Origin of the sequence: Chitinophaga terrae (ex Kim and Jung 2007) (assembly GCF_900107795.1) — a bacterium.
Taxonomy (GTDB): domain Bacteria; phylum Bacteroidota; class Bacteroidia; order Chitinophagales; family Chitinophagaceae; genus Chitinophaga; species Chitinophaga terrae.
This window is the reverse complement of record NZ_FNRL01000018.1, coordinates 26,546-49,245: the sequence shown is the minus strand read 5'-3', so window position 1 is coordinate 49,245 and position 22,700 is coordinate 26,546. Positions and strand designations below refer to the sequence as shown.

The following is a 22,700-nucleotide window of genomic DNA, read 5'->3' as shown; positions in this document are numbered from 1 at the left end:
TTCTAAGAAAAAAGGTTTAGATAAGAAATAAAAAAGGAGCGGAGATATGCAGTATAATCTTCGCTCCTTTTTATTTTTTACAGTTCCAGTTTTAAATTTCTTTTTCTTATGTTTCTTAATAACTCTTATATCTCTTAAAAAAAATCCTTATGCTTCTTTGCTTCTTATGCCCCTTTGCGTGAAACCTCCCGTGAAACCCCGCGGAAGTAGCCGACCGATTCGGCGATGCCCACCAGTGGGTCGTTCATGTCTTTTTCGTATTCGATGGCGCATATACCCGGGTAACGTATTTTAAGCAGGTTGGTGGTCAGCTTCCCGAAATCGATCACGCCCCTGCCGATTTCTGTAGCTTTACCGTCTTTGGCGGCAGCGGTTACGTCTTTGATATGCAGATCGAATAGCCTGGTCCGGTAATTCAATACCGCCTGTGCCGGCTCTTCGCCGGCTCTCATAGCGTGGCCGATATCCAGGCAGATACCCATGCGGGCATCCCGATTCCTGATGAGATCATACACGCTTTTGGGGCCTGGATAAAGTTTGTCTTCCGGCCCATGATTATGGATTGCTATTTTGATATTGTATTCCTTTACTTTTTGTTCTGTATAATCCAGCAGCTCCGGTGTTGGAACGCCCACGATCAACGGAACGCCTACACGCTTTGCATAAGCAAACGCGTTGTCAATTTCCGTTTGTGTTTTCATATAGATAACTCCAACCGCATAAATTTTAATGCCGGCATTCGCTATTTTTTCCGTCACTTCCCGGATCTGCCCGGGCGTGCTGTTGATCGGCAGATGGATATCTTTTAAAGAGAGGTTCCGTACATTGATACGGTTCAGCATTTCGATAGCCTGATCGATATTGAATTTTGCAAAAGTATAACCCGCCATGCCTACAGGGAGCAGCGGACCTGCTTCAGTTTCTCCTTTTTTAACTATGGTACCTGCAGTTGCAGACAGGCCTGGCACGGCGAGGGCGCCAAAGCCCAAAGCTGTTTGCAGCAGGAAGTTCCGACGTGTTGACATACCTATTTTTTTACGTGGTTTTTATGCAATTTGGTAAAGTAGTATGGTTAAAGGTCTTCAAAAAACTTTGTTTTTTATAATGCTATCAGCATTTTTTTAAGAATCTTTGCAGCTTGTTGACCATATTTCGCAGATCAGGAGAGCCCGACCTCTCATTGGAAAACTAAAGGAATGGATTATGAAGAGATTAGTTTTACTATTTGTCAGTTTATGCTTGTTTGTTACATCGTATGCGCAGTTCAGCGATTCGGTACATTACTATATCAAATATGCTTCTACCGGTTCCATCAACAGGACGAACGACGGAACGGCTTACCTGTTGAATAACAATATGGGCTTTAAGATCAGCAAAAAGCGAATTACCCTGAATGCCGGCGGGAGTTACGTGTATGGAAAGCAAAACAGGGAATTAACGAACGATGATATTTCTGCAGCGTTGGATTTCAGTTTCAACAGGGGAAACGACAGGTTTTATTACTGGGGGCTTGCAACCTATGATAAAAGTTTTTCCCTGAAGATCAACAACCGCTTCCAGTCTGGGTTAGGGGTGGCATACGACGTGATCAAAAAGGAGAATGCGGTATTGAATTTAAGCGATGGATTATTGTTTGAAACCAGCAACCTGTACCTGCACGATACCATACAGGATATTTACCAGACGCTCAGGAATTCTTTCAGGCTTTCGTACAAATGGGTTATAAAAAATATTATTGTACTGGAAGGAAGTAATTACCTGCAGAATTCTTTCTTCCACGGAGAGGATTACAGTATCAAATGCAATAACAGCATGTCTGTGAAACTGCGCTCCTGGCTTAGCATTACTGCTGCTATGACTTATAACAAATTGAACAGGACAGAAAGAGAGAACCTCCTTTTTAATTACGGGCTTACGATAGAAAAATTCTTCTGACTTTCACACGATACTTATGGTTGAAGCGTTTTCTTTACCATCCTGTTTCTTACAGCGGCCAGCAATTGCCTGCAGCCATAGACGAGGATGATCAGGGAGATCAGCAGACAACAGGTTACAGCGAGGTTGATATCGTCGTTCCGGTAACCCTGCCAGGGAACATACAGGATGATGATGCCTGCCAGTATGATCACGATAGCCGCAATGAGCGAGGGCCCATCAGGAACTTTTTCTTCGGCTGTTGTAACTTCCACAGGAGCGAACGATTGCACGTACAACCCCGCGTCGTTTCCGGGGAAATGGCCTTCACCAAGTAACGCGGTAATATCAGTGTTGCTATAGGCGCCTTCTATTTTTTCGATATCAAACATTTCCATTGCCTGCAACTCTTCCTTTAAGGACTGTAAGAATGAGGGAATGTTTCCGTCAGCTAACGGAAGCAGGTTCAACTCTATTTCATCGCCGGGCAACAGCTGTTTATCCAGGTAAGCAATAAAGTCCTGGTAAAGTTTCAGCCTGTCAGGCAAACACTCTTCCATAAACGGATAAGTAGCCTGCCCGTTGGTAATGGCGGTTTGTCCGCTGATCCGCAGGGTGGAGGACTGGCTGAGTTGTTCCAGGTCTTTCTCCCGGATCAGTGTCAGCCAGAAGAAGGGGAGCGAGTCGCTTACAAACAGGTCTTCGGATCCATTAGGGCCAGTCCTGGTCAGATGTGCGTTGTGTCTCATGTCTTGTCAGATTTACGGGTAAAATTTTATGGTCAGGTTTTTCAACCAGTGGTGGTATGATGCTAAACAATCATTATGAATAATGAGTTGCAAGCTGCTTCACCTTTTTTTGTATTTTCAGATTTCATCGCATATCTTATTTTCTAAAAAAGGCATAGTGACAAATTTTTTAAGAACTATTATCTTATTGGGTGTACTCCAGGGATTTATAGTAAGCTATTTGCTGTACTCTACGAGCAAGGGCAGATCCGCGAACAAACTGCTGGCGGTTTTCCTTGCATTACTCTCACTGGCCAGCTTTAATCTTTATAGTTCTTATTATAACTGGTATGGCAGCGGTATCCTCAGGTTTGTAGCTGCGCTGCTGCCTTGGGTTATTGCCATGCCTTTTGGCCCCTTATTCTATTTTTATATTCGATCTTTTCTTGATTCCGGATTTACGATCACCAAACAAAGGAAATGGCAATTTGCCACGATTGTCGTAGATCTTGTACCAGCGCTCATAGCACAAATATATGTAATAGGTGTTTTGTTGAATGTGATCCCACGGAAACCAGCGCCATGGGTACTGGTCATTGATACTTACAACGTTTACTCCGATATTCCCAGGTGGCTGTCTTTGGCCTGGTATGTTTTCCTTTCTGCCAGGTATTTGAAACAATATCAGCAGGAGAACAGTACAACGCCGGGACTTGCCTGGTTAAAACAGATGACAAGTTTAATGCTGATTTTTCTTGGAATCTGGTTTTTATTCCTGGTTCCTTACATTATCCCGGAATATACCGACCGGTTGCTGGGGATCCTTGACTGGTACCCGATTTACCTGCCGATGACGGTGCTGATCTATTGGTTTGGAATTAAAGGATTGATCATGTCGTACCAGGAGACAGGGGAAAAAAAGCCAGCAAATATTCTTTCCAAAGAACAGGCTGGGGATTTGCTGCTACAGTTGAAAAAAGTAATGGAGCAGGAGCAGTTGTACCTGGATGCGGAGTTAAGTCTTACCGGGTTGGCAAAACACATCGGCGTTCCCTCAAAACAATTGTCGGCGGTCTTAAACCAACATCTGGGCAAAAACTTTAACGAGTTTGTGAACGAATACCGGGTCGAATTATTCAAGGAAAAATTGCTAAACTCGGAAAACGAGACGTATACAATTACCAGTATTGCGTATGATTGCGGCTTCTCTTCCCAGGCAACTTTCCAGCGGGCGTTTAAGCAGGTGACAGGGCTGTCGCCAACCGCATTCAAAAAGGAGAAAACCCGTTATAATTAGTACTTAAATCCGGATTTGAGTAGGTCCTGGCGAGGCTTTGGCGCATTTTTGCAATAAACATTTTTCTGTATGGCACCTGGTTTAAAGACAGTATTTCTCATTTTTACTATTGCAATTTTCCCGTTTAAGACAGCCAAATCCCTGGCGCCCGGCGACACAATTCCGTCGCCATTTGCTTCTTTCGAAAAGAAACTGGAGCACCTGCGCAACCGTTATCATATCCCGGGGTTTTCTGCCGGTATTGTTTACAAAGGCCGGCTGGTATGGAAGAAAGGATTTGGATATGCCGATATTTCCCTGAAAAAGGTTCCTGACGAGTATACCTTGTATGAAATAGCTTCTGTTACTAAAACCTTCGGTTCCATTTTGCTGATGCAACAGGTAGAAAAAGGCACTTTAAGCCTGGACGATCCTATCGCGAAATATAAGATCAACCTGGGCGCCCGCTGGCAAAGCGATCCGAGGATCAGGCTGAAACACCTGCTGACACATACGGCTATGGGAGGCGATTTTAACGGTTTTAAGCCCGGTTATCAATTCAGGTATAATGGTTTCTGGTATCAGCAGCTAGGGCAGGCTTTAACCCAGGTTTCAGGCCAATCGGTAGCAGAAAACCTACAACAGGAGATACTTGATCCTTTGCAGTTGCGGCATACCGTGCCAACGCCAGACGATAGTGCAAGTTTTGCGGTTACCGGGCAAAATGCAGATAGCGTAAGGCAGGCAACAGCCTTACCCTACGATTGGAAGAACAAGCAAATAGTACCCGTTACTTTTAAATACGGGTTTGGCGTAGCGGCCGGTATCCGAAGCTGTGTTACCGATCTGGCAGTATATGCCGCTGCGATCGATGAGGGAAAGTTTTTGAAACCCGAAACCTGGAACCAGGTGTTTACCCCGTTTGTGACTCCAAAAGGAAAGAAGATCCAGTATGGCCTGGGATGGTTTATAGAAGAATACAGGGGAATGAAAGTAACCTGGCATACAGGCTGGTGGACAGGGTATTCGGCGTTATTTCTCCGGGTGCCGGAAAAGGACCTTACTTTTATTATCCTGGCCAATTCGCAGGATCTGAGCAGGCCCTTTTACCATATTATTCATCCGGTTCCCGGGTTGCCATTGGCAATGTCTGATCCGTTCAGGCGAAGTCTGAATAAACATATTTCAGCATCCGCTTTTGCCAAAGCATTTCTTGATTATTTTGTATCCGGCTCAAAGTCCAGCGATACAGAATTCATACAGAAGCGTTTGTGAGTAGGAGGGGGACCGTCGTCGAAAATATGTCCCAGGTGCGAGTTGCACCTGCCGCACAACACTTCGATCCTGTCCATACCATAGGAATGGTCGTCTTTATAGATCACACTGTGATCGCTAACAGCTTCAAAGAAACTGGGCCAGCCGCAACTGCTGGCAAATTTGGCGGTGGACCTGAAAAGCGGGTTCCCGCAAACTGCGCAGTAATACATGCCTTTCACATCAGCATCCCAGTACTTGCCTGTAAATGGCCTTTCTGTTGCGGCTTCCCTGGCAACAGCGTAAAGGTCCGGCGGCAGGATCTTTTTCCACTCCGCATTGCTGACATGCAGCTTCTGCGTATCCGTTCTGGAGTAATACGGGTTCTTCATCTGCGTTTGATTAGATGTTTGACTATTGGTGTTTTGACTATGACAAGCTATCTGTGTAGCCATTAATACTATAAGAAATAAGATCGTTCTCATTGCAACCCCGCTTAGGTGAACTAATTACATAAAGTTACTGCTTTATTGGATAAAGAAATCCGGGTACCCTTCAACCCGATAGTGATGAGGAAAGGTACCCGGAATATGGTATTGAATAGTTCCTATTGATTCACCCTGAATTTTTCTGTAGCGCCAATGGCAGACCGGGTGCAGGTCATGGATATGGTTCCGTTTTCGCTGGATACATATTTACCGTTGCTGCCTTTCAGGGATATGGTTCCATCGCCGTTGTCGATCCAGTCGAACTGTTCCCATGGGCCAATAGCAGTACGGTTGCAGTTCATGGGTTGGGCGCCGTCCTCACTGCACACATAAAATCCGCCGTTTTGCAGCACTACTTTTCCACCGCCCGGGTTTACCACGGTGAATTGTTCCCATCCGCCTACGGCGGCGCGGTTGCAATTCATTGGCTGGGCGCCGTTTTCACTGCATACATAGAGGTTGTTGGAGCCTTTGAGGGTAATGGTCTGTCCATAAGGGATACCGGTACCTCCTCCCGGTATCGGGGCAGTAGGGCGGGTAGCCGTTAACGCGATCTGTCCTTTCAGCATTCTGCCTCCATCCCTCGTTAACCGGAGGTAATAATCGGCCGAGCAGGCAACGCCATCTTCATCCAGTGTTACAAAATTGGAACCTGCAGGAATGAAAGAGGCATTTTCAGCCGTTTTCGCGATCTGGTTGCCTTCATTATATTCGTCGAACATGGAAATATAGATGCCCTGGGCGCCCAGCCTCACCATATTGTAAAACTGGCGCCACATGAAATCGCCGTGCGCTCTCTGGTGTTCCTGCAGATCGCCCGGCAGTACGCATGGCTGAAAATCGATGCCATTGTTATTGCAATAGGTCTGATCCGCCTGTTGAACGTTATTGTAGAAATTATCTACGTCGTTCACGTTGCCGATACGGCCTACCATCCATGGCGACAGCATATTGAACGCTTTGTAGGTGTTCAGGAATGCAGGCCTGGAATCGCTGGTTTCAGTGCGCCAGTGGGTAGGTACGCCGCCGATCACATAACAACCCTGGCTTTTGAACCAGTTGATCACATCCAGGCATACCGCCGCCGACCATGGGTGGTTGTTGTCGTTAAATCCGAAACCCCAGATGCAGACAACAGGTTTGCCATTTTGTTTGGCGTAAGCAGAAGAGGAGGTGTATGCCGACATTTTATTAGTCCAGTCAGTTTTAATTTCTGACTGCATATTGGTCCAGCCGCTTACATCGTACATAATATAGAACTTCCGGCCGTAGGTTTCGGCGGCAGTTTTTACTTTCGCTGTGATGGCGTCTCTCACCGGCCCTTCGGAGCCATTGGGGTTGAAACGTTGCAGCGCTGCGCAATCAATATCATTCTGCTGCATCCATTGGAAGTGCGTGTTGATAGTCTGATCGCTGAATGAAGAAAAGAGTTTGGCCGGCTGCCCGTTGTTTAGATTTGCCCAGCCGGTTTGATAAGTGTTTGTGTAATCCCTGACATCGGGCCATGATTTGATGCCATTATTTGAGGGAGATGGGGCCGCTCCCCAGTTCTGGGTCCAGTGCCACCATGCGTTGATAGGCGAGCCATCGCCTATGGCGGCAAACCAACCCTGGTAACCTACCGTTATTTTTCCAACCACATCGCCAACAGGGGATCCCAGTGCTACAACGCCGGATTTACTGCCATTGATCGGGTCTAACTTGCTGTTAACTCCCGTCTTCCGGCAACCAAATAAAACCGCAATGGATAAAATGAAAAGAAAATGCAACTTGTTTTTCATGTGTGGAACAATTGATGATTAGGAATTACTATCGGGTCTTCAATTCTTTGGGCCAAGTGATAAAAACGTGGAAACTATTCTGTTGCAAGAAAGGAAGTTGGCACTAATGTTCACCATAATAAAGGGCTAACACTGCCCTAATTTTTTATAACTTTATAAATCTTGCAAATATTGATGCGATATGAAAAAATAACTGCAGTAATATTGCATTGGATTTTAATTCGTTTCTATGTCGATATGCCGTATTATGTTATTTAGCCTCATTTTTAGCCTGCTGCTCAGTTGTACTAAAAAGGAATCCAGCGTAGTTGTTTCCAGGGGATACGGAGAAATCGACCAGGTGCTAAAAGATTCAGTATCAACAGTCTTTAACGGCAAGTGCTATACGATCATTCATGTCGACGGCCGGGTGGTATATGAACGGGGTTTCGGCGGGTACGACGGGAATACCAGGCTGCTGATCGCTTCCTGTTCCAAATGGATCTCCGCAGCGGTACTGATGAGCCTTGTCGACGAAGGCAAGATCAAACTGACAGATACCATTGGCAAATTTCTGCCTGTTTATACTGCTTACGGCAAAGGCAATATCACCATCGCTCAATTATTCTCCCATACCTCCGGGTTCCCGGGAAATTCTACCCAGGGGTATGAAAGCAATGTATTATCTACCTTAAGCCAATGCGCCGAACAGGTAGCCCGGAACGTGGACCTGGCCTACCAGCCGGGCAGCACCTTTTATTACGGCGGACTAAGCATGCAGATCGCGGGGCGGATCTGCGAAGTGGCATCCGGTAAAAGCTGGAAGGTGCTGGCAGCGGAAAAGATCTTCAATCCCTGCGGTATGACAAATACCGATTATGGCATGACTGCCAACCCGCAGATTGCCGGAGGGGTAAGATCAACCGCTAACGACTATATTCGTTTCCTGGACATGCTGATGAATAACGGTATCGCCTATACCGGTAAAAGGGTGCTCAGCGAAAATGCCATCGCACTGATGGAGAAAGGATATACGGCAGATGCAAAAGTGGGTTATTCGCCTTACCCGCTTGCCCTGCTTAATTCCAGGAACTTTTATGGGATAGGGAACTGGAGAGATGTGACCGCAGAAAACGACAACCTGGTAGAGAATACCAGCCCTGGATTGTTTGGCAGTCATCCCTGGATCAACCGTTCAAAACGCCTTACAGGTATTATCTTTACATTTGTAGATAAAGGATTTGTAAAAACAACGCCAACCTGCCTGAAGATAAGGGCGCTGGCAAGATAATACTTCAACAAATGAAACTCCTCAAAGTTATTCCAAAGATCTTTTATGCAGACATACAACATGGTCTGAAATTATTTGTCGACGGCCTGGGTTTCGAAATCACCTACCAGGATAACGACACTTTTTACCTGGTCGAAAAAGACGAGGTGATCCTGCAATTGGTGAAAGATGCTGAGTTTGCAGCCAAAGACAGGCCCGAGATCCGTATAGAAACTGACGACATCGACGCATTGTTCAGAGAGATTAGCAACCGGGCGCCCGACCTGCTTCATCCTAACCTGAAGCAGGTTAAGATCCAACCCTGGGGACTGAAAGAATTTGCGTTAAAAGATCCTTCAGATGTCTGCGTTATCATCCAGCAACCCTTGGATAGTTGAAAACCAAGGGTTTGATGAGCATCATCTCCGCTTCAATCCTTACATCTCTAAAAAACATCTCCACTTCAATCAAAAAAACATCTCCGCTTCAATCCTTACATCTCTAAAAATCATCTCCGCCTCAATCTCATGCATCTTAAAAAAAAATTACGCCTCTTTGCCTCCTTAGCCCCTCTGCGTGAAACCCGCACGTGAAAATACTACCAGCCTCGGTCAATTTACTTGCAGGTACTGCAACCATCACCCCATAAATTTGACGCATAGAATACGGACGATATGATCAGATCTTTTTGCAGTGTAATATTTAGTATATGCCTGGCTGTTAGTGCCATGGCGCAGCAGCGGTTCATTTCCCAATATGGCGATCTCAATAATACTTTATACCATTTAAAGGAAGATAAAAAAGTAACGGTTACTTTCCTGGGCGGCTCCATTACCAATATGACGGGGTGGAGAGACCAGGTGGGCGATTACCTGAGAGCGGCGTACCCGCATACCAGGTGGACGTTCAACAATGCCGGCATTCCGTCGCTTGGCAGCCTGCCGCATTCGTTCAGGTTCGGGCGTGATGTGGCAGAATTAGGCAAAACCGACCTGCTTTTCCTGGAAGCGGCGGTGAATGACCAGGTCAATGAAACAAACGAGATAACCCAACGCAGGGCAATGGAAGGGATCATCCGGCATGCCCTTGCCGTGAACCCGGAGATGAATATTGTATTAATGGCATTTGTGGATGAAGATAAAATGGCAGACTACAGGGCGGGGAAAATACCTTTGGAAGTCAGGGTGCATGAAGATATGGCTAAGAAATACCATCTTCCTTTTATAAACCTCGCTAAGGAAGTTACAACCCGCATAGATGCCGGCGAATTCACCTGGAAAGAGGATTTTAAAGATCTTCATCCTTCGCCATTCGGGCAAACGCTGTATTTCAATACGATCAAAGTATTGCTGGATGAAGCTTTTTCAAAACCTGCCCCGGCTAAACTGGTGGCGGCAAAGCTGCCTAAGCCTGCGGATAAGTTCAATTATGAAAAAGGGAAGTACGCTGATATTCACCAGGCTAAGATCATCAGGGGATTCAGGATCGACGAACGCTGGAAACCGGCAGATAACGTGGGAACACGGGAAGGTTTTGTAAATGTTCCCATGCTGGTATCTGATTCTGCCAATGCCGTAGTTGAATTTCCGTTCACCGGCCGGGCAGTGGGGATTGCTATTGTTTCCGGCCCTGACGCCGGGACTATCAGTTACAGCATTGATAACGGTCCCGTACAAACGAAGAACACGCATACGCAATGGAGCAACGGTTTATACCTGCCCTGGTATTTGTTGTTGGGTGATGGGTTGACGGCTGGTCCGCATACCCTGAGAATTGAAACCGGCGGCGGAAAAGAAGTATGCCGCATTGTTTATTTCCTGGTGAACGAATAGATATTGAAGAAGCCGGCACTTATGCGCCGGCTTCCGCTTTTTACTTATTATTCCGGTAACTGATCACAGTAAGTCCTGCGCTGATCAGCACAATGATGGCTCCGACCCAGGGAGTTGCATTCAATCCCAATGCCGGCGAATCTACTACCAGTCCTCCTATGAACGCTCCCATTGCTACGCCGAGATTGAAAGCGGAAATATTCAGGGCAGATGAAATGTCTTCCGTTCCCGGTAGGTACTTGCTTGCCAGTTGCACAATGTAAAGTTGCAGGCCAGGTACGGTGGCAAATGAAAAGCCGCCTATGAAAAGCAAGGTGATCACGCCCGCTACGGGGTTTACATCTGTAAAGTTGAACACCAGCAATGCAATAGCCTGGAGTACAAACAAGCGTACTAAGATTTTAGCAGGTTGATGATTCGATAATTTACCGCCAAGCAGGTTGCCGATAGCAATAGCTACGCCGTATACCAGTAACAGGATGCTCACGGTATTGGCGCTGAAACCGGTGGTTTTTTCGAGCAGGGTGGCCATGTAGGTGAATACCACGAAAGTGCCGCCGTAGCCAAGCGCTGTGATGGCCAGCACCAGCAGGATATGTTTGTTGGCTAATACTTTTAGTTGGTCTTTGATCTTAAGCGGCAGCCCTGCTGGTAAATTGGCAGGCAACAGCAGCATGTTGGCTACCAGGCCAATGCTGCCCAGGATAGCTACGCCAACAAAGGTGGCCCTCCAGCCGAAATGCTGCCCTATCACGGTGCCTAATGGTACGCCAACTATAATGGCGATAGTAAGACCCGCAAACATAATGGCAATAGCGGTGGCCTTTTTATCGGGAGGTACGATGGAAGCGGCAATAGTAGCGCCTACACCGAAGAATACGGCGTGGGCAAAGCCGGAGATGAAGCGGGAAGCCAGCAGGAAAAGGAAGCCTGGTGCAACAGCGGAGGCGATATGACCTGCTATGAATAAGCCCATACAGGATACTAAAAGCAATTTTCTGGGAACATTACTTGTCAACGCCGTCAGTACTGGTCCTCCCAATGCCACGCCAAGCGCATAGATGCTCACCAGCAGGCCGGAGGAAGAAATAGTGACGCCAAGACTATCGGCAATGGTAGGAAGTATGCCCACTGCCACAAATTCTGTTGTTCCGATAGCAAAAGCACTGATTGTCAGTGCCCATAATGCAGGGTGCAAGCCCTTTTGAGCAGGTATGTGTTGCGCCAGCGCTATCGATTCTGTTTGTTTCATTGCTGTTTAATTTTTTTGATGACACAAAATTACCTGCACAACAATTATTATCATAATAGTATAAATGCTAGATTTGTATCAGAAAAGTTATAGATCATGTTACTGAATATGGAATGGTTCCGCACGTTTAAAACCATTTACGAAACGGGATCGCTGACAGGCGCCGCCCAACAATTATATGTATCGCAACCGGGAGTTAGCCTGCATCTGAATTCGCTGGAAGCTTATGTAGGATATAAACTGTTCGACAGAACGGCCAGGAAAATGGTGCCTACAGAAAGGGCTAAAGTGCTTTACAACTATATATTGGAAGCAGTTAATAAACTGGAAGAAGCAGAACAGCATTTTCATAAAAGCGCCGCCTCCAATAAATCTACCATCAGCATTGGAATGTGCCTGGAAACTTTCCAGTTCACCCTGGAGCAATATATTTCTTCGCTGCCTTTCAACCTGAACATCAAATTCGGGGAATATCCTGAAATGCAGCAGGACCTGGATCATGGCGTCCTCGATCTGATTGTCAGCCCCCAGAAAGGGAATCAGCCATCTATCACTTATCGTCCTTTCGCTAAAGAAAGAATAGTGCTGGTAGCGGGAGGGAAACAGGATACTGCTGCTTTCTCAAAGCTGATCAGGAAAGGGCAATACAACGAAGCTGAAAAATGGCTGAAAGACCAGACCTGGTACACGACGGCAGCGGATATGGAAAATATGAGGAAATTCTGGCTCTGTAATTTTGGAAAGCATCCCGATTTCAAACCTAACTATATTGTTCCCAATAAATGCTCTATTGTACGCTGTATGAGCGATTCGAAAGGATTTGCTATTATCCCTGATTTCCTTTGCCGGCAGGAGCTGAACAACGGTAAGTTAAAGCAGGTATGGGAAGGAAATAAGGTAATGGAAAACACCCTCTACTTCGGCAAGCGCAAGAAGACTATGTACAGCAAGGAAATAGAGATGATCGAAAATATTTTCCTGGAACAGGCGCCGGGTTTGGCGGCTGATGTGGAAGAGGAATTAGTTGATGCGTAATCATCTGCGTTTATACTTGATCGTTATAAGCAGTTAAGAATATTGCTCCTGCGGCTTTATATTGTAAACAGCAGTTTGTCGCCGCTGTCTTTTTCTTCAACTTTCTCGTATACCGGTTCGTCGAGTTCTTCGTCGTAATCAACTATTTCCACGTAGGTAGATTCATAGCGTATCCTGGCTTCATTGCCCTGCAAATAGATCTCGCCTTTTCCATCCATCTGGAATTCGCCTGCATCCGGTATGGCTAAGGTGTAAATGATATATTCCTGCATCGACCAGATTGTTTCCTCAAGTTCAGGAGATTCCGCATCGAAGCTGGTTAACTCAACAAAAGCTTCGTCATTGCCGCTTTCCCAGGTAAAGGGAATGGCGCCATCCTCTTTGAGGGTATAGATGATCCAATCTCTGACCTTAGGCTCTACTTCTTTAGCTTTTTTAAACATGGCCTGTTGCCATGAAACCATAAATGAATTGGGGTCCTGGGCCGGTTGAGGTTCGGTGGAAGATGGATAAGCGTTTGCGTCCTGGGCAGCGTTCCTGCCTCCGAAAAGTGCCATTAACTTTTTAAGAAAGCTCATTCTCTATTGTTTTGAGTTGTTTTATGTCGGCAGTATACTGCCATCTGTCAATCAGTTTGATGTATTGCAGCAATTCATTCACTGGCGTAGCGCCGAGTTGGCCGGCTAACGTCAACGCCTCATCGATACCTAATAATTCCTTGGCCAGGTATACCCCGAAATTGCTGTGCGTAATGAGCAGGGTAGCCGGGAGTCCCGACATCAGCAGCGGTCCCATAAGGAATTCCTGCAGTACAGTATTTGCAGGCTGGATCTTAGGAATATGCCTTACCAGTTCCTCATCTACATATTTAAACCATTGGTTCAGGGTAGGGACTACGCCTAACAGGTCTTCTTTACAATGCTCGGCGGCAATGTCGCGTACGAGGATGGTTTGATTAGCTGAGTTGATAACTGTTTCGCCAAATTTCCGGGTACAGAGATCAATACCATAGGTATTATGCAACAGTACGCGATGGCGGAGATTAAAGTAAAATAGTTTGCTGCTGTCAAGGAATTTATGAATGGGCAGGTAGTCGGCTGCTTCTCCGTTGAATTTCTTTTTAGACAGCAGGCTATGCTTCCAGTAGTTCATTGGGCAACGGCCTTTTGTTGGGAGTTAATATACAAAAGATTAGGATTATAGAATGGAGATATATGGAAATAGAAGGACTGCCGGCTGAATAGCCGGTTACCGGGGGCTTAATAACCAGATAGTGCTCTTAACTACAGATGGAGTGGGGGATTAACAAACCTGCCGGAGAGATGCAGCGTCAACAAAAAAATTAAGGAAGGTTTCCTTATATAATTTCCAGTTTTCAGTATTCAGGCTGTAACAAACACTGGTGCCCTCAATGGCGCCGTTGATCAAGCCTGCGCTTTTCAGTTCTTTCAGGTGTTGCGAGACAGTCGGCTGTGCAAGCCCCAATTCTACAACAAGGTCGTTGCAGATGCAGCGCTGCGCTTTGATAATATAATCAAGTATTGCTATCCTGGCCGGGTGCGCCATGATCTTGGCCATTCGGGCCAACTTGTTCTGCCGGTCGCTGAATAATCCCGTTTTCGTAATTCCCATTGTATTAATAGTTAATAACAATATTACAATACTTCACTCATTAGAAGGGATTAGAATTTCATTAGAGTTAATAATTACTTAACCTCTATCGTTATATTATTATATTACGATGTAGCGATATTTGCCGCAAATAAACCAAATCCCGAGATGTACAAAAAACTACTTCAGGTAGCTTTGCTTATCCTTTTATCTCACTTTGCATTCGCTCAGACTGGAAAAATAACTGGAAAGGTTGTCGACGATAAAAATAACCCGGTGATCGGGGCCTATGTACAGGTATTGAAAACAACCTTAAAGACGGTAACTGATGTAGAGGGACGTTTTTCATTTCAGGCAACTGCCGGCAGCAAATTAAGCATTCAGGTTTCTGCGTTAAGTTATGTTACCAAAACCATTGATGATGTGGAAGTTCCGAAGAACAGCCAGGAAGACATTATCATCACATTAAGCGCTAACGTATCTAACCTGAAAGAGGTAAATATTACTACCACTTTCAGAAAAGAATCGATCAATTCGCTCATTGGTTTTCAAAAGAATACCAACGCAGTAGCGCAGGTGATTTCCGCAGAAGCTATCCGCAGGTCGCCCGACAAAAACACCGGTGAAGTATTGAAAAGAATTCCCGGTACCAGTATACAGGAAGGTAAATACCTGGTAGTGCGGGGATTGGCAGACCGCTATAACCAGGCTATGCTGAACGGGGTATTGTTATCCAGTACAGAACCAGATCGTAAAACATTCTCTTTCGACCTGTTTCCATCCAATACCATCGACAACATCATCATCAATAATACATTTATTCCTGAATACCCGGGAGAATGGGCGGGTGGCCTTGTACAGGTGAATACAAAGGATATCCCCAACCAGAAATTCCTGAACGTCCAGATCGGAACTAACTTCAATACCAATACAATTGGCAATGATTTCTATTCGTATAAAGGAGGAGGCACTGATTGGTTAGGTTTTGATGATGGTACAAGGGCGCTGCCTAAAGGGATGCCTGCCAAAAATGCTTTTGCTGCATTAAGCGCTGCCGACAAGATCAATTTTGGAAAGCAGATCGCAGCCAATAACTTCTCTGTAAGCAAGAACAGCAGCCCGTTAAGTACGCTTGGCCAACAGGTGCAGATCAGCGGAGGTACGCGTACTACATTATTTGGGAAAGAAATAGGAGGCGTGTTCGCTGTAAACTATAACAGGTCAGTAAGAAGACTGCAGTATGATAACAGTTTCTTTGTGGTTAACGGGAAACTGGCACAACCAAGTTTTGTTTATCACAATAATAAATATAACACAGAAATACTGGGTGGCCTGATGGCTAACCTCTCCCTGAAATTAAACGCTAACAACAAGGTTGCATGGAAAAACATGCTGAACGTAAATACCTCCGATTATACCAACTTAAGAACAGGAGTGGATTACGAAGCACAATCAGTGGTGGGCGAAAATATCAGGGCAAGGGAACTGGGCTTCAGGGCCAACACTTTCTTCAATACCGTATTATCGGGAGAGCATAACCTGCCGTCTTCCGGGTTGAAGTTCGATTGGTACGGCAGTTTTAACATCCTGGATCAGTATATCCCGATGCAACGCCGTATCCAGTATAACCAGTCAAACGAAGTGGCTGATGCGCCATACACCGCGCTTTTATCTAACACTTTGTCGCAGAAGAGTGGCAGCATTTTCTACTCTACGCTTTCTGACTATATCTATACTGCCGGTGGCAATTTAACAAAATCGTTCAACCTGTTTGACCGCAAGCAGTCAGTTAAAGGCGGTTACCTGTTGCAGATAAAAGACAGGTTGTATAATGCGCGTCCATTCTCCATCAACCTCCCATCCGATAACCCGGCGCTGAGAGCCCTGGATGAAGATCATATTTTTGCTCCGGGCAACTTCGGAACTGATGATAAACAACTCGGTTTTAATGAAATTTCAGGAAACCAGTACAGGTACCTTGCCAATACTATCCTGAATGCAGGTTACCTGCAATTCGATAATTCATTTACCAACTGGCTGCGCGTTGTCTGGGGTGTGCGATATGAACACTTCGACCAGTTAGTAGGAAGCACCCGTAAATCCGATGATCGTTATAACTATACGAAGGTGGGAGATTTCCTGCCGTCGGTGAACGCAACTTTCAAATTAAATACAAAGACCAACCTGCGCCTGGCAGGTTCGCAAACCCTGGTACGTCCTGAGTTCAGGGAGCTGACCAACCTGGCATTCTACGACTTCGAACTGGGAGCGATCATTACCGGGTCCAAAACGCTCGAAAGAACAAAAGTGACCAACCTGGACCTGCGCTATGAACTGTATCCAAGACCCGGAGAAGTATTTACACTGGGCGTATTCTTTAAGGATTTCCGCAAACCGATCGAGTTGCAATTCAACCAGTCTGGTGTTGGTTCCAACAGCTTTAACTTCATCAATGCCGAATCTGCGAAGAGCTATGGCGTAGAGCTGGAGATCCGCAAAAAACTGGACTTTATTTCCGACAACTTGAAGAATTTCAGCTTCCAGGGTAATGCGTCTTATATCTACAACCGTGTAAGCTTTAAGAACGAAACATTAGACAGGCCTATGCAGGGGCAATCTCCATACCTCATTAATGCCGGTTTGTTATATGATGCAGAGAAGATAGGGTTGACATCCACCATTTTATTTAACCAGATAGGCCGCCGTATCCTGTTTGTAGGAAACGACGATGTGCCGCCGATCTGGGAAGCGCCACGCCCATTACTGGATCTGCAGATCGCTAAAAAGATCATTAAATCAAGAGGCGAGATCAAAATGAATATCTCAGACCTGATCAATCAGCGTGCAAGGTTCTACCATGACCTGGATGATGATAAACATTTCACCAACTCCGATGCGCCGGCTATTATCAGGAACTATGGTACCAACGTGAGCATCATTTTCGGATATAATTTCTAAGCACTCCTTTACATAAACGTATAAACACGAACACACGCAATAACATGAAAAAATTAGTTTTATTTACAGCAGCAATAGCTTTTCTGGCCACTTCCTGCCGGAAGATTGAGGCCGATACAGTTATCGTAGGAGGCGGCGGCAGTAATAACAATGAAGTCACCGAATCTACTTTGCTGGAAGGTAAGATCAGTAAAGACAGAACTTTGAAAGCTGGTAACACGTATACGATCAGGGGTATTGTGTATGTGACCAACGGAGCAAAGCTCACCATTGAGCCAGGTACAGTGGTACGTGGTGAAACGTCTTCAAAAGGAGCCCTGGTAATTACAAGAGGTAGCCAGATCATTGCAGATGGTACAAAAGAAAAGCCTATTGTATTTACTTCAGACGCTTCATCTCCGAAGCGCGGCGATTGGGGTGGTATCGTGATCTGTGGTAATGCTCCTACCAACTCTTCCTTCAATGGAACTCAGGGTGTTGGTCAGGTAGAAGGAGGTGTGAATAATGGTGAAGGTCTTGGATTGTACGGCGGCAACAACGCTACTGATAATTCCGGAATTCTCAGGTATGTAAGGATCGAGTATGCAGGTTACGCTTACCTGCCGGATAATGAGTTGAACAGCCTGACCCTTGCGGGTGTTGGTAGCGGAACAACTGTTGATTATGTAGAGATCTTCAAGGCAAACGATGATGCCATTGAGTGTTTCGGCGGTACAGTAAATTTACGTCACACTGTCTTTATCAGCACATTGGACGACGATTTCGATACAGACAACGGCTATAGCGGTACAGTACAATTCGGTATCGTAGTGCGGGATTCTGCCATTGCAGATATTTCCAAATCAGAAAGCTGGGAAAGTGATAATGATGCCAACGGTAGCGCGTTACTTCCGCAAACCAGTGCAGTATACAGCAATATTACCGTTATCGGTCCAAGAGCCGCTAAAACAAACGTAGGAAACAGCCTGTATTTAGCAGGTGCGCAGATAAGAAGGAATTCTACTATTTCTATTCACAATTCAGTGATCATGGGATATCCTACAGGTGTATTGATTGATGCAAGCAAAGGTGTTCCTACAGATAACAACATCAAAGCTGGTACCCTGGCTATCACCAATACTGTGGTTGCAGGTTGTGCTAAACCTGTTGATTACTCTGCCAGCTCAACACCAACCGGCTGGAGCGCACAGGATGCTATCAACTGGTTCTCTACAGCCGCATTTGGCAACACTATCCTGAACACCAACGACGAAGTGAAACTGACCGCTGCATTCAAGTATTCATCTCCGGATGTTACCCCGCTGGCCGGATCTCCGTTGTTAACCGGCGCTGCGTTCACCATGAACAGGGCTTCTGCTTTCACCCAGGTTTCTTTCCGCGGAGCTGTTGGCGCTGCCGGCACCCCGGAAGGCGAATGGTGGAAAGGTTGGACCAAACTTGATCTCAGTTTATAATGATAGAAAAAAGTCCGGATCGCATCCGGGCTTTCTTTATAATAACGCATGCTAGTTTAAAAAATGATGATCCGGGCTTCGCGCCCGGATTTTTTATTTGGGAGTTTAAATTTTTTATAAAGATGTAGAGTAGGCGGCGGTAGCGTTTTTATTTCGTTCTTGTATTGTTCCTGAGTTGTTGTTTCCTTAATTTAACCCTGGCCTGTTGTTGTATCCTGAAGTATTCCCTGCGGATACGATCAATTTCTTTCAATCGTTCCTGGTAAGAGTAAAACAAGTCTTCTAGTTGTTTCTTGTCTGATGACAAGGCTTCGGCAATTTCGTTTTCAAAAATAATTTGTCTGTTCACTAAATTGGGTTCTGTTTCAATGTTCTCCAGTTTTTTGCAAAATCCATGATGGATAGATGGGTTTATATGTCGCATATCGGTGTATTGAGTACCTTCTGATTCTATCAGTACATATTATTACTATATTGCGATATTACAATAAATGGTAAAATTTGCTGGTTGATCGTTTATTAATAAAAGATGAATTTAACGTTACCAATTTTATCGTATAGCTGTCGGTTAGTGTTATTTCTTTTTCCATTCCTGTAATTCTCCTCCCGTTTTCTTTATTTCTTTTATTTTTACCTGTATAACCACGTTAGGCATTCATAAGATCGTTGTACCAGGGTATAACGAAATGGTCCGTTGTGCCGGCCGGCTACTCCAAATGAGAGCTGAACAGGCATGCAAGGCCCGCATGAACCTATCTGCAAATTTGTTTCTTCAACCGTAAACATTTGTATCACTCAAATGAAAAAACTGATCCTGACAAGCCTGTTAGGCATAGCGTTAGGGCTTCCACGTTATGCAGCTGCGCAGCAGCTTCCTCATTTTAAAGGCGCCGAATCCACCTGGCACGATGGTTTCACGCGTTATGATTACATCATGGATGATTCGACAGGGGAGATCACTCCTTTCAAGCCAGATTCTGACGAGCGTTTTGGTATTGCAGACCCGCCTAAGGGGAAACATCGTTGTGTAGTAATCGCTCCTAAAACGCCTGCTCCCGGCAATCCATGGTCCTGGCGGGGTTGCTACTGGGATCACCAGCCCCAGGCTGAAGTGGAATTGCTGCGTCGCGGATTTCATATCGCATACATCACGGCAGGCGCAAATTTCAGACCGGGCAAAGAATGGGACGTCTGGTACAATTTCCTTACCATGCAGGGATTATCTCCTAAACCATGTTTCGTGGGTATGAGCAGGGGCGGGGAGTTTGAATATACCTGGGCAACACGGCATCCCGATAAGGTGAGCGCTATTTATGCGGATAATCCGGCTATCACCCCTGAAAGTCTTGCAGGGCTGGAAGGACTTGCAAGGAACAACGTAGCCCTCTTTCATGTTATCGGTAACCTTGATCCTTTGTATCCCATCGCGACAGGACCTGTTGAAGAGATCTATCCTCAATTTGGTGGACGTATATCCGTAATGGTGAAGGAAGGATTTGGGCACCATCCCCATAGTCTGCGCTCGCCCGGACCCATTGCCGATTTTATGGTGGCCAGCGTGAAAGAGAAGATAGAAGCGCCGGAGTTCCTTGACAACGGGTATAACAGTAGTTGGTTTACGCCCGCTGCGAGTATTTATAAACACTCGCCCGACGAAGGAACCTATATCACTTACAGGGGCGCGAGGTTTACAGGCAGCTATCGTCGCTATAGCTTCCAGTTGCCGGGTGTAGAGTCTTTCATTACGGTCATCGCGCCTTCTCAACCAGCCGCGGGAAACCCATGGGTTTTCCGTTCTACCTACGTGAAAAGGGATGACCAGCTGGCTAGAGCGCTGCTGGAAAAAGGATATTATATCGTTACAGGATCCGTACCTTATAACTTTGACGGACCACAGTTAGCGCACTGGAATACCATTTACAATTACCTTACAGGCAAAGGATTTTCTGCCCGCCCTGTGATCACCGGGGAGGCCTCCGGCGCCGGCGAAGCCATCGGATGGGCAACCGAAAACCCGGGCAAAGTATCTGCTGTGTACCTGGAGAACGCCATTTTCAAAACCATTGCTATGACAAAAGAGCCATTACCTGAGCACCTGGAAACCCTCGCAAAAGCCGGGGTACCATTATACCTGGTAGCTGGTAGTGAAGATCCGTTTTGTAAGACGAATACTGTTTCGGTCAGCGCTTTGTACAAAAAGTATGACGGAAAAGTGATTACAGATGTCAGGAAGAATGAAGGGCATCTATTGTTGCCGCATGATCCGCGTGCGGCGCTCACTTTTATACTGTCGAACACTCAACACTAAAAGAAAAAAAGAGGATGTCATTTCGTGACATCCTCTTTCCCGTTTAAATAAAAGACAGCCATTCTGTAAACCTCGAATAATAGTATTTTATCATGTAATAAGAACCAATATAGTCATCCAGGTTGATTTATTTATAACCTTTTTCCCTGATAAAACCAATTTTCGACAAAAATTTTCCCGATTGCGTAAATCATTTTCCCTTTTCCTAAAATGATTAATAATATAATGTAGCAATTTGCACTCTGAAAATTAAGTGCATGCACGTTGTCGACACGCCTACCGCAGAAATAAAAATAAACGGAATTAAGCCTGGTACCGGATTAGGGAGTATCTCTCCCGTTCCGGTAAAGAACAAACGAAGTGGTAAGAAACCATCTGCGTTCCGCCGTTTGGTGTCCGTATTGCACCTGTGGTTTGGCCTCGTTTCCGGTATCGTGATCATGATAGTGGCGCTCACCGGGGCTATCTACGCTTTTCAGCCCGAATTGAGCGATGCCTTTCAGCCTTACCTCTTTGCGGAAAAGACCGACAACCCTATACTTCCGGCCTCCCAATTGAAATCCATCGCCGAACAGCAGTTGCCAGGTAAAAAAGTGAGCCGCATTACCTATGGCGGCGAAGGCCGGTCTACTGCTATCAGTTTCAATGATAAAAAGAAAGGATATAACTATACAGTGTATATCAACCCATATAATGGAAAAGTTATACATGTTCAGGATATGGACCGGGAATTTTTCCGCCAGGTACTGAACGGGCATATGCACCTCTGGCTGCCCGACCCGGTAGGTCGTTACATTGTAAGGTATGCCGCTCTCATATTCGGCATTATGATCATCTCCGGCATCATCATGTGGTGGCCGAAGAAATGGAATAAATCTACCCGCAAACAGAGCTTCGCCGTTAAACTGAATGCCTCGCCCAAACGACTGAACTACGACCTGCACAATGTACTGGGCTTTTATGCCAGCTGGGTGATGATCTTCGTGGTTTTAACAGGCCTGGTGTGGGGATTTGAAGGCGTGAGAAATGCCGAGTATTGGGTATTCAGCGGGGGAAAGAGCTACCCGGGCAAGGAACCTAAGGTAAAAACTGCAAAACTGGCAACCAGCGCAGCTGCGACTAACCAGGCGCCCCTCGACATAGTAGATGCACAGATCAGGGCCCAATATGATATCAACGCCGGGAGAACCCAGTTCCTGCTGCCTGCCAATGGCAAAGCGGTGCTGACAGTCCGTTATTTCCCTGAGCAAAAACGCAGCTTCAACGCCGACTACCTGACCTTCGACCCGCAAACCGGAGCCGCATTGCCTGCCGGAGCCCGCGGGAAGTTTAAAGATGTAAACGGGGGAGAACTGGCCAACCGTATGACCTACGACATTCATACAGGTATGATAGGCGGTTTCCCGTTACGATTAGTTGTTTTCCTGGGGGCAATTGTTACCGCTTCCTTACCGGTTACGGGTTTTTACATCTGGTGGGGAAAGAGGAAAAAGAAACGACTGGCCGCTAATTAGCTTCCTGATGTGGTGAAAAGATATCCGGAATGTCTTCTCCCAATAC

General features: G+C 45.9%; 20 protein-coding genes. 11 read left to right on the top strand and 9 right to left on the bottom strand.

Features of this window, described 5'->3' with window-relative positions; all coding sequences use genetic code 11:
- Positions 1-164 precede the first annotated feature (164 nt).
- Positions 165-1,025, bottom strand: a complete 861-nt coding sequence (locus BLV62_RS18350) for a sugar phosphate isomerase/epimerase family protein (protein WP_089763425.1) — start codon at positions 1,023-1,025, stop codon at positions 165-167.
- 178 nt (positions 1,026-1,203) lie between these two features.
- Between BLV62_RS18350 and BLV62_RS18345 the strand changes: the two genes are divergently transcribed.
- On the top strand, positions 1,204-1,935 hold the full coding sequence (locus tag BLV62_RS18345) for a DUF481 domain-containing protein (protein ID WP_089763474.1): 732 nt from the start codon (positions 1,204-1,206) through the stop codon (positions 1,933-1,935).
- A gap of 14 nt (positions 1,936-1,949) precedes the next feature.
- Here BLV62_RS18345 and BLV62_RS18340 read toward each other — a convergent pair whose 3' ends face one another.
- Positions 1,950-2,663, bottom strand: a complete 714-nt coding sequence (locus tag BLV62_RS18340) for a hypothetical protein (RefSeq protein ID WP_089763424.1) — start codon at positions 2,661-2,663, stop codon at positions 1,950-1,952.
- Between the two features lie 157 nt (positions 2,664-2,820).
- Here BLV62_RS18340 and BLV62_RS18335 point away from each other — a divergent pair, with 157 nt between their 5' ends.
- On the top strand, positions 2,821-3,939 hold the full coding sequence (locus tag BLV62_RS18335) for a helix-turn-helix domain-containing protein (RefSeq protein WP_168927900.1): 1,119 nt from the start codon (positions 2,821-2,823) through the stop codon (positions 3,937-3,939).
- A 69-nt stretch (positions 3,940-4,008) separates the two neighbouring features.
- On the top strand, positions 4,009-5,193 hold the full coding sequence (locus BLV62_RS18330) for a serine hydrolase domain-containing protein (RefSeq protein WP_089763422.1): 1,185 nt from the start codon (positions 4,009-4,011) through the stop codon (positions 5,191-5,193).
- Here BLV62_RS18330 and msrB read toward each other — a convergent pair.
- Both msrB and BLV62_RS18320 read right to left on the bottom strand, forming a co-directional pair.
- A complete protein-coding gene (gene msrB / locus BLV62_RS18325) occupies positions 5,136-5,564 on the bottom strand; it encodes a peptide-methionine (R)-S-oxide reductase MsrB (RefSeq protein ID WP_225889634.1) in 429 nt (142 codons plus the stop codon). The genes BLV62_RS18330 and msrB overlap by 58 nt on opposite strands.
- Before the next feature lie 215 nt (positions 5,565-5,779).
- Positions 5,780-7,441, bottom strand: a complete 1,662-nt coding sequence (locus BLV62_RS18320; protein WP_225889633.1) for a lectin — start codon at positions 7,439-7,441, stop codon at positions 5,780-5,782.
- A gap of 229 nt (positions 7,442-7,670) precedes the next feature.
- Between BLV62_RS18320 and BLV62_RS18315 the strand changes: the two genes are divergently transcribed.
- The 3 genes from BLV62_RS18315 to BLV62_RS18305 all read left to right on the top strand — a co-directional run bounded on the left by BLV62_RS18315 (position 7,671) and on the right by BLV62_RS18305 (position 10,522).
- Complete coding sequence (locus BLV62_RS18315) at positions 7,671-8,711, top strand: serine hydrolase domain-containing protein (RefSeq protein WP_089763420.1); 1,041 nt, start codon at positions 7,671-7,673, stop codon at positions 8,709-8,711.
- Positions 8,712-8,722: 11 nt separating this feature from the next.
- Positions 8,723-9,088: a VOC family protein gene (locus BLV62_RS18310; RefSeq protein ID WP_089763419.1), complete on the top strand. Its 366-nt coding sequence runs from the start codon at positions 8,723-8,725 to the stop codon at positions 9,086-9,088.
- Between the two features lie 276 nt (positions 9,089-9,364).
- On the top strand, positions 9,365-10,522 hold the full coding sequence (locus BLV62_RS18305) for an SGNH/GDSL hydrolase family protein (RefSeq protein WP_089763418.1): 1,158 nt from the start codon (positions 9,365-9,367) through the stop codon (positions 10,520-10,522).
- A 40-nt stretch (positions 10,523-10,562) separates the two neighbouring features.
- Here the strand turns inward: BLV62_RS18305 and BLV62_RS18300 are convergent, their stop codons facing one another.
- Complete coding sequence (locus BLV62_RS18300) at positions 10,563-11,774, bottom strand: MFS transporter (RefSeq protein WP_089763417.1); 1,212 nt, start codon at positions 11,772-11,774, stop codon at positions 10,563-10,565.
- A 96-nt stretch (positions 11,775-11,870) separates the two neighbouring features.
- Between BLV62_RS18300 and BLV62_RS18295 the strand changes: the two genes are divergently transcribed.
- The gene (locus BLV62_RS18295) at positions 11,871-12,809 is read left to right on the top strand and encodes a LysR family transcriptional regulator (protein WP_089763416.1); all 939 of its coding nucleotides are present in this window, start codon (positions 11,871-11,873) and stop codon (positions 12,807-12,809) included.
- Between the two features lie 56 nt (positions 12,810-12,865).
- Here the strand turns inward: BLV62_RS18295 and BLV62_RS18290 are convergent, their stop codons facing one another.
- The 3 genes from BLV62_RS18290 to BLV62_RS18280 form a co-directional block, all read right to left on the bottom strand.
- Complete coding sequence (locus tag BLV62_RS18290; RefSeq protein WP_139170264.1) at positions 12,866-13,387, bottom strand: hypothetical protein; 522 nt, start codon at positions 13,385-13,387, stop codon at positions 12,866-12,868.
- Positions 13,374-13,961 (bottom strand): DUF6915 family protein, encoded by a 588-nt coding sequence (locus BLV62_RS18285; RefSeq protein WP_089763414.1) that lies wholly within the window; start codon positions 13,959-13,961, stop codon positions 13,374-13,376. Before BLV62_RS18285 ends, BLV62_RS18290 begins: the two co-directional genes overlap by 14 nt.
- Before the next feature lie 150 nt (positions 13,962-14,111).
- The gene (locus BLV62_RS18280) at positions 14,112-14,441 is read right to left on the bottom strand and encodes an ArsR/SmtB family transcription factor (RefSeq protein ID WP_089763413.1); all 330 of its coding nucleotides are present in this window, start codon (positions 14,439-14,441) and stop codon (positions 14,112-14,114) included.
- Positions 14,442-14,588: 147 nt separating this feature from the next.
- Between BLV62_RS18280 and BLV62_RS18275 the strand changes: the two genes are divergently transcribed.
- Together BLV62_RS18275 and BLV62_RS18270 are read left to right on the top strand one after the other, a co-directional pair.
- Positions 14,589-17,378: a TonB-dependent receptor domain-containing protein gene (locus tag BLV62_RS18275; protein ID WP_089763412.1), complete on the top strand. Its 2,790-nt coding sequence runs from the start codon at positions 14,589-14,591 to the stop codon at positions 17,376-17,378.
- A gap of 44 nt (positions 17,379-17,422) precedes the next feature.
- Positions 17,423-18,832: a hypothetical protein gene (locus tag BLV62_RS18270; RefSeq protein ID WP_211117845.1), complete on the top strand. Its 1,410-nt coding sequence runs from the start codon at positions 17,423-17,425 to the stop codon at positions 18,830-18,832.
- Positions 18,833-18,980: 148 nt separating this feature from the next.
- On the opposite strand, the gene BLV62_RS18265 is transcribed toward BLV62_RS18270, so the two are convergent.
- Positions 18,981-19,256 carry a hypothetical protein gene (locus BLV62_RS18265; RefSeq protein WP_089763411.1) on the bottom strand — a complete coding sequence of 92 codons (276 nt, stop codon included), beginning with the start codon at positions 19,254-19,256 and terminating at the stop codon, positions 18,981-18,983.
- A 375-nt stretch (positions 19,257-19,631) separates the two neighbouring features.
- On the opposite strand from BLV62_RS18265, the gene BLV62_RS18260 reads away from it, so the two are divergent.
- Together BLV62_RS18260 and BLV62_RS18255 are read left to right on the top strand one after the other, a co-directional pair.
- Positions 19,632-21,140: a hypothetical protein gene (locus BLV62_RS18260; protein WP_089763410.1), complete on the top strand. Its 1,509-nt coding sequence runs from the start codon at positions 19,632-19,634 to the stop codon at positions 21,138-21,140.
- Positions 21,141-21,397: 257 nt separating this feature from the next.
- Entirely contained in the window at positions 21,398-22,654 is a 1,257-nt protein-coding gene (locus BLV62_RS18255; protein ID WP_089763409.1) for a PepSY-associated TM helix domain-containing protein, read from the top strand.
- The last annotated feature ends 46 nt before the right edge of the window (positions 22,655-22,700 follow it).

What these genes read in the sequence shown, in the direction of transcription:
- BLV62_RS18350 (WP_089763425.1), bottom strand. Translation starts at nt 1,025, where the DNA reads ATGTCAACACGTCGGAACTTCCTGCTGCAAACAGCTTTGGGCTTTGGC.
- BLV62_RS18345 (WP_089763474.1), top strand. Translation starts at nt 1,204, where the DNA reads ATGAAGAGATTAGTTTTACTATTTGTCAGTTTATGCTTGTTTGTTACA.
- BLV62_RS18340 (WP_089763424.1), bottom strand. Translation starts at nt 2,663, where the DNA reads ATGAGACACAACGCACATCTGACCAGGACTGGCCCTAATGGATCCGAA.
- BLV62_RS18330 (WP_089763422.1), top strand. Translation starts at nt 4,009, where the DNA reads ATGGCACCTGGTTTAAAGACAGTATTTCTCATTTTTACTATTGCAATT.
- msrB (WP_225889634.1), bottom strand. Translation starts at nt 5,564, where the DNA reads ATGAAGAACCCGTATTACTCCAGAACGGATACGCAGAAGCTGCATGTC.
- BLV62_RS18320 (WP_225889633.1), bottom strand. Translation starts at nt 7,441, where the DNA reads ATGAAAAACAAGTTGCATTTTCTTTTCATTTTATCCATTGCGGTTTTA.
- BLV62_RS18315 (WP_089763420.1), top strand. Translation starts at nt 7,671, where the DNA reads ATGTCGATATGCCGTATTATGTTATTTAGCCTCATTTTTAGCCTGCTG.
- BLV62_RS18310 (WP_089763419.1), top strand. Translation starts at nt 8,723, where the DNA reads ATGAAACTCCTCAAAGTTATTCCAAAGATCTTTTATGCAGACATACAA.
- BLV62_RS18305 (WP_089763418.1), top strand. Translation starts at nt 9,365, where the DNA reads ATGATCAGATCTTTTTGCAGTGTAATATTTAGTATATGCCTGGCTGTT.
- BLV62_RS18300 (WP_089763417.1), bottom strand. Translation starts at nt 11,774, where the DNA reads ATGAAACAAACAGAATCGATAGCGCTGGCGCAACACATACCTGCTCAA.
- BLV62_RS18295 (WP_089763416.1), top strand. Translation starts at nt 11,871, where the DNA reads ATGTTACTGAATATGGAATGGTTCCGCACGTTTAAAACCATTTACGAA.
- BLV62_RS18290 (WP_139170264.1), bottom strand. Translation starts at nt 13,387, where the DNA reads ATGAGCTTTCTTAAAAAGTTAATGGCACTTTTCGGAGGCAGGAACGCT.
- BLV62_RS18285 (WP_089763414.1), bottom strand. Translation starts at nt 13,961, where the DNA reads ATGAACTACTGGAAGCATAGCCTGCTGTCTAAAAAGAAATTCAACGGA.
- BLV62_RS18280 (WP_089763413.1), bottom strand. Translation starts at nt 14,441, where the DNA reads ATGGGAATTACGAAAACGGGATTATTCAGCGACCGGCAGAACAAGTTG.
- BLV62_RS18275 (WP_089763412.1), top strand. Translation starts at nt 14,589, where the DNA reads ATGTACAAAAAACTACTTCAGGTAGCTTTGCTTATCCTTTTATCTCAC.
- BLV62_RS18270 (WP_211117845.1), top strand. Translation starts at nt 17,423, where the DNA reads ATGAAAAAATTAGTTTTATTTACAGCAGCAATAGCTTTTCTGGCCACT.
- BLV62_RS18265 (WP_089763411.1), bottom strand. Translation starts at nt 19,256, where the DNA reads ATGCGACATATAAACCCATCTATCCATCATGGATTTTGCAAAAAACTG.
- BLV62_RS18260 (WP_089763410.1), top strand. Translation starts at nt 19,632, where the DNA reads ATGAAAAAACTGATCCTGACAAGCCTGTTAGGCATAGCGTTAGGGCTT.
- BLV62_RS18255 (WP_089763409.1), top strand. Translation starts at nt 21,398, where the DNA reads ATGCACGTTGTCGACACGCCTACCGCAGAAATAAAAATAAACGGAATT.